A 5,312-nucleotide genomic window follows, 5' to 3' on the forward strand; every position below is an offset into this window, starting at 1 on the left:
GCTTCCGTCCGGACGGTTTCGGTTTGCGTGTTTCGGACCGTCATTCCGTATTTCCTTTCAAATTTGCGTTTTAACGCGGTTTTCAATCTCGGGTAGGCTGGGATATTCCCAAAGCGTTTTACCCGCCTTCCCGCTCAAATTCGGCGCATTGCGGGGGATATTCCCCAAGCACCGCCGTCCTTTTTGCGATTGCCGCCCCCGATGCCGTCTGAAACGCGCCGGTAGCGCAATGGTTTATTCGCGGGTAATGCTTCGCCCGCTCTTCCGCATTCCGCGCCTTCGCGCATTTCGCAAAACCGCGCACCGGCGTGTCCGGTTGGGTTTTGAAATCCGCGTACTTGCAGAAAAAGCAGGTTTCACGCACGGTAGCTCTCCCAGTCGAACGGAATCAGCTTGCCGCCGCCGTCCCGCAGCCTGTCCCTGATCCGCGCGTCGGTGTTTTCGCGGAAGGCTTCCGCCGTCAGGTTGGTCAGCACCAGCATCGGCATCAGCCGCTCGTACCGGGCGTTGACGACGGAAAACAAAATCCGCCCGTCCGTTTCCGACAGACTGCCCGCGCCGAACTCGTCCAGCACCAGCAAATCGGGCTTCACGAAAATCCCGACCGCCCCCGCCTCGCCGCCGCCGAAACTGTCCTTGACCGTCCGCAGCATATCGCCCACCGTGATGACCAGCGCGCTTTTGCCGGCGGCGATGACTTCGCGGGCGATGCCGCAGGCAAGGTGGTTTTTGCCCGTGCCCCTCCTGCCCGAAAAAATCATGCTCCGCCCCGTCTGCAACACATCGGCGAAGTTTGCCGCATACTCGGCGGCGGCCGCCTTCGCCCTCGCCATCCCCGGGATCGAATCGCTGACGGCGTAGTTTTCAATCCGGCAGTTTCTGAACCGCGGGGCGATGCCCGAACGCCCGATGCGTTTTTCCAGCGCGTCGCGCATCGCCCCGCGGCGCAGCGTTTCCGCGTATGCCGCCATTTCGTCCGCCGCCTCCAGCTTCCGGCAGGCCGGGCAGCCCGTCCACACGCCGCGCAAAACGCTTTTCGCCGCGTATCCGCCGTGTTCCGCGCATTGCCTCCGCTCGACCCGCACGCCGCCGCCGTAAGCCCCCAAGAAATCAGACGCGTTCCTCAAAGCCATATCCGAACCCCCCCTCAAAAATCCGTTGTCGGCATATCGCCGTAGCTTCCCGCATCCGGCACGGCGGCGGTTTGGTTGTGCGTCAGACCGCCGCGATTTCCAGACCCGCCGAAAGTTTTGTTTTGCAGCCATTCGGCGCGGAAGCTGGCCCAGCCGCTGGCGATGGCGTACTCCGCCGCCTGCAGCGCCGTCATCCCGCATTTCTCCGCATCGGCGGCAATCAGGCGCATTGCCGTTTCCGTCAGCGGCTGCCGTTTTGCCTTGCGGACTTGCAGGAAGTCCGCCGCCACCTGCCCCGTGATGCCGTAGTCGGCAAGCAGCGAAAGCTCGGTTTCGTGCCTGCCGGTTTTTTTCGCCTTCGCCGCCGGGGCGCGTTTTCCGCTTTCGGGAGGTTCGGCAGAAAGGGGCGCGTCCGCCGCTGCGGATGCGCTAATACTGTGTTTTGTATTAGTGGGTTTTGTAGTGTGTTTTGTAGACCCCCAATTTTTGGGGGTAGTCCCATTTTTTGGGTGTACCCAATTTTTGGGGGTGGCAGTACCCCCATTTTCCGGGGGTGGTGTACCCCCATTTTCGGGGGACGGTTCGGGCATATTGATGCGGTAGCCGGTTACCTGACCGTGCCGTTTGACGGAGGCAATCAGGTTCAATTCCACAAGCTCTTTCAGCGCGTCGGCAACTGTTACGTCTGTTTTGATTCCGGTCAGGTTTTTAAATTGGGAAACAGAGATGTAGTCAATTTCCTTTTGCCAGCCGGTCGTTTTGCGCACGATGACGGCGTAGCATTTCCACGCGTTGCCGCTCATTCGGCAGAGGAAATCGTCCACTACCGCGTTTGCTATCTGAAACGAATTTGGAATATATTTCATTTACCGTCCTTCCATTCCCATTGGTCTTGCGCCCACACTTCCACCCCGTTTTCAACAATCGAGTAATGCGTAACCGGCTGCCCGTCATCCCCGACGGGCTTTTTATTTGGGTTGGTCGTCTGCCAATTCCGGCCAGATTAGATGCCAGGTATCAGGAAACATCTCTTTTCGTGTTACCCTGCCGTTTGTTGACTTTTCAATCAACGCCGCCGACTGAATTGGGACGGGCTTCAATCCTTTGGCAATCTGATGGATAAAAGACGGGGAAATTCCTGTTTTTCTTGCCAAATCAGACTGATTGCCGCGTATCGCGCAATAATCTCTTAAATCCATTTCGATCTCTGTCAAATCAATTTAGCGTGAGTATAGCATAGCTAAATATAAAATAGTAGCATTGATAAATGTAGCTATGCTTTATATTTATACCTATTTGAAGGGGTAATGAAATGAACCGAGTAGATAGAATTAAAAATCTGATAGCCGACAGGTTTAACGGCAATCAAGCTGAGTTTTCTCGGGCAATTAATAAAGCTCCTGCCCAGATAAATCAATGGCTTAACGGATACAGAAATATAGGGGACGGCGTAGCCGCCCAAATTGAGATCGCGCTTGGATTACCGCGCGGATGGGTGGATGGAAACGACAAGCCGGGTATCCCTGTTGATTCCATCAAATCAAACGCCACCGTTATCGGCTCTGTTGACGCTTGGGATAGCAAAACCCCGTTATCCGACGATGATTGCGAAGTTCCATTTTATAAAGACGTTTGTTTGTCGGCGGGTAACGGCTTTTCAGATGAAATTGAAGACTACAACGGCTATAAACTGCGTTTCTCAAAATCAACCTTAAGACGGCACGGCATAAACCCTGACGATGTTGTCTGCGTATCTGCCGACGGAGACAGTATGGAGCCGGTATTCCCCGACGGGGCTACACTGGGTATTAATACTGCCGATAAAATGATTAAAGACGGCAAAATCTATGCCATCAACCACAGTGGGCTGTTGCGTACAAAAATCTTGCAAAAGCTGCCTGATAATCAAGTCCGTATCAAGAGCTACAACCCGGAATACAAAGACGAAACCGCCTCTTTAGACAGCCTAACCGTTATTGGCAGGGTATTTTGGTGGAGTGTATTAGACTAATGGATATTAAAACAGAAGAAGCATATCGATTGAGCTTTCAACACATTCAATCACACGACGTATTGGCGGCGTGTAGAACGGTTGCAAATTATGAATTATCGCAGCCAAGACCGCGCGGGCTGTTTTCGGGCATATCCGCTCAAGAATACTGGGAGAGCTACCCGTGCAATGAGGACGCTGAAATCTTGAAATCTATCCTTTTAGATTCCCCTGAAATACTGGACGGAATCAGCGGCGGCGATATGGAAATGGCGCGAATCATGGCTGCATTCAATTTTATTTGGGGATTGAGTCATTTCCCGAAATGGCTTCACCGGCATGAATTTGCATCAACGCCTCTTGATGATTCTGCCGTCCCTGCAATGCTGCTTTTCCACGCACAATCGCGTCAGGAATTAAAAGAGTACGAAGAAGTCGAGCTGTCTTGTTGCCCCGATGGTTGTGAATTTTGTAAATCGGAGGACGGCAAGATATACAAATCATCAGACGCACCCGTTCTCCCACACGCACACTGCACGCATGAGCAGGGTTGCCGATGTTGCTATCTGCCTGTTATTTAAAAACACAGCCCGCGCGATGCGGGCTTTTTTAATACCCAAAAAATGAACATCATGTAGGCTTGCCCGCCGGTGTTAGGAAATCGGCATGGTGATTTCAGGAAGTCAACATGGTGCTTCCTTGACTTTATAATTTTTTTATGTTCGTAAAAAAGCCGCCCGAAAGGCGGTTTTTTTGTGCCTGCGAAATCTCAAAAATAAATTCTTTTAATAATCAAAAGTATATCAAAATATAGCAAAATAAATATAGCGGTGCTATTGATTTATTATTTAGCTTTGCTATACTTTACCCATCGAAACAAACAACAACTTGAAGGAAACGAGATGAACGAATTAATCAGCAGAATAAATCGGTTTGGCGCGAGGGCAAAGGACGAGCAAAGCCTTTTATTGAAAGTTGGTGAAATCTGCCGCGACGCAGCAGCGACATGGACCACTAGAAAAAGCGAAAGCATCAATCACACCGCCTTCACTTTTACAGTGAAAAAAGACGGCTTAAAAGAGAAGGTAATGATTGTTTTGTAAAGAAACCAACCCCACCCCGAAAGGAAACAAAAATGGAAGCAAATAAATTTGAAGTGAAAAGTTTGTCAGACCTTATAAAAGTCTTTGCAGGCATTGCTGCCGATTTCGAAGCGGCAATGGGTGTAAAACGCGCCGACATTTCAACCGAATTTGACGAACCGCAACATGAGCCGCAACCGCCGGTAACAGTTGCCGAGCAAAAAGGTATCAACGACTTTGCCATCGGCAAGGAAGTCATCATCCGCACTTATTCGGCAGGCGTTTGGTTTGGTGTGTTGAAACAAAAAGCAGGCAATGAAGTGATTCTGACAAAAGCGCGCCGAATGTACAGCTGGTGGGCAAAGGAATCAATCAGCCTGTCAGGTGTCGCACGACACGGCATCAGGCAAGACGGCAGCCAAATTTGCGGCGAGCTTGATTCCGTATGGCTCGAGGCGATTGAGATTATCCCAGTAACAGGCGGCGCGGCTGAATCAATCCGCACCGCGCTGGAGGTCGCCCAGTCATGAGTTATCTAGATCAACCATTGAAGCACGGCTACGGCAACGGCAACGGTAGCGGCAACGGTAGCGGCTATGGCAACGGCTACGGCAACGGCTACGGCAACGGCTACGGCGGCGTCGGCGGCGGCGGTAGCGGCAGCGGCTACGGCAACGGCAACGGCAACGGCTACAGCAACGGCAGCGGCAACGGCGACGGCGACGGCAACGGCAACGGTAGCGGCAACGGTAGCGGCTATGGCAACGGCTACGGCAACGGCTACAGCAACGGCAGCGGCAACGGCTAAACCTTAAAACCGCCCGAAAGCTATATCTGCCAAGCCGGGGATAGCACAAAGCGATGAAGTATCGAACTTCAAAGCGGGGCAACGGCACGGCGAAACAGTGAATGCTGCGGGCGGTTTTCTCAAACGGAAAGGACGAAGGCGGTGAAATATTACGGCACGGCGGCTTACGGCAGCCCCGATTGGGGGATGGAAAGATATTACGCGCGGGAGGATATGCGGCAGGCTTTGGACGGTTGGGAGGCGGAAAACCGAATCCTGCACGAATCCGGGTTGATTGAGATTGCCAAAAAATCGGCGCG

Annotated in this window: 9 protein-coding genes; 5 read left to right on the top strand and 4 right to left on the bottom strand. The window is 52.6% G+C overall.

Annotation, left to right across the window (positions count from 1 at the left end; genetic code table 11):
• Nucleotides 1-118 precede the first annotated feature (118 nt).
• The 4 genes from DFR77_RS12165 to DFR77_RS12180 form a co-directional block, all read right to left on the bottom strand.
• Entirely contained in the window at nucleotides 119-364 is a 246-nt protein-coding gene (locus tag DFR77_RS12165) for a hypothetical protein (RefSeq protein ID WP_113852150.1), read from the bottom strand.
• The gene (locus DFR77_RS12170; RefSeq protein ID WP_113852151.1) at nucleotides 357-1,133 is read right to left on the bottom strand and encodes an ATP-binding protein; all 777 of its coding nucleotides are present in this window, start codon (nucleotides 1,131-1,133) and stop codon (nucleotides 357-359) included. Before DFR77_RS12170 ends, DFR77_RS12165 begins: the two co-directional genes overlap by 8 nt.
• Nucleotides 1,134-1,147: 14 nt before the next feature.
• A complete protein-coding gene (locus DFR77_RS12175) occupies nucleotides 1,148-1,999 on the bottom strand; it encodes a replication protein (RefSeq protein ID WP_113852152.1) in 852 nt (283 codons plus the stop codon).
• Between the two features lie 102 nt (nucleotides 2,000-2,101).
• Nucleotides 2,102-2,347 (bottom strand): transcriptional regulator, encoded by a 246-nt coding sequence (locus DFR77_RS12180; RefSeq protein ID WP_014580642.1) that lies wholly within the window; start codon nucleotides 2,345-2,347, stop codon nucleotides 2,102-2,104.
• Nucleotides 2,348-2,445: 98 nt separating this feature from the next.
• Here DFR77_RS12180 and DFR77_RS12185 point away from each other — a divergent pair, with 98 nt between their 5' ends.
• The 5 genes from DFR77_RS12185 (at nucleotide 2,446) to DFR77_RS12205 (ending at nucleotide 5,013) form a co-directional block, all read left to right on the top strand.
• Entirely contained in the window at nucleotides 2,446-3,144 is a 699-nt protein-coding gene (locus DFR77_RS12185) for a S24 family peptidase (protein WP_002255715.1), read from the top strand.
• Nucleotides 3,144-3,704, top strand: coding sequence for a hypothetical protein (locus DFR77_RS12190; RefSeq protein ID WP_002231760.1), 561 nt, complete (start codon nucleotides 3,144-3,146; stop codon nucleotides 3,702-3,704). The genes DFR77_RS12185 and DFR77_RS12190 overlap by 1 nt, the downstream gene beginning before the upstream one ends.
• A 321-nt stretch (nucleotides 3,705-4,025) precedes the next feature.
• The gene (locus DFR77_RS12195; RefSeq protein WP_003692842.1) at nucleotides 4,026-4,226 is read left to right on the top strand and encodes a hypothetical protein; all 201 of its coding nucleotides are present in this window, start codon (nucleotides 4,026-4,028) and stop codon (nucleotides 4,224-4,226) included.
• 32 nt (nucleotides 4,227-4,258) lie between these two features.
• Nucleotides 4,259-4,735, top strand: coding sequence for a DUF6948 domain-containing protein (locus DFR77_RS12200; protein WP_002255718.1), 477 nt, complete (start codon nucleotides 4,259-4,261; stop codon nucleotides 4,733-4,735).
• On the top strand, nucleotides 4,732-5,013 hold the full coding sequence (locus DFR77_RS12205; protein ID WP_113852153.1) for a hypothetical protein: 282 nt from the start codon (nucleotides 4,732-4,734) through the stop codon (nucleotides 5,011-5,013). Before DFR77_RS12200 ends, DFR77_RS12205 begins: the two co-directional genes overlap by 4 nt.
• The last annotated feature ends 299 nt before the right edge of the window (nucleotides 5,014-5,312 follow it).

The sequence above is a fragment of the Neisseria gonorrhoeae genome (assembly GCF_003315235.1).
In the GTDB taxonomy this organism is placed as follows: Bacteria; Pseudomonadota; Gammaproteobacteria; order Burkholderiales; family Neisseriaceae; genus Neisseria; species Neisseria gonorrhoeae.

Coding starts and splice junctions, on each gene's coding strand:
- DFR77_RS12190 (WP_002231760.1), top strand. CDS start 3,144: ATGGATATTAAAACAGAAGAAGCATATCGATTGAGCTTTCAACACATT.
- DFR77_RS12185 (WP_002255715.1), top strand. CDS start 2,446: ATGAACCGAGTAGATAGAATTAAAAATCTGATAGCCGACAGGTTTAAC.
- DFR77_RS12195 (WP_003692842.1), top strand. CDS start 4,026: ATGAACGAATTAATCAGCAGAATAAATCGGTTTGGCGCGAGGGCAAAG.
- DFR77_RS12200 (WP_002255718.1), top strand. CDS start 4,259: ATGGAAGCAAATAAATTTGAAGTGAAAAGTTTGTCAGACCTTATAAAA.
- DFR77_RS12170 (WP_113852151.1), bottom strand. CDS start 1,133: ATGGCTTTGAGGAACGCGTCTGATTTCTTGGGGGCTTACGGCGGCGGC.
- DFR77_RS12205 (WP_113852153.1), top strand. CDS start 4,732: ATGAGTTATCTAGATCAACCATTGAAGCACGGCTACGGCAACGGCAAC.
- DFR77_RS12175 (WP_113852152.1), bottom strand. CDS start 1,999: ATGAAATATATTCCAAATTCGTTTCAGATAGCAAACGCGGTAGTGGAC.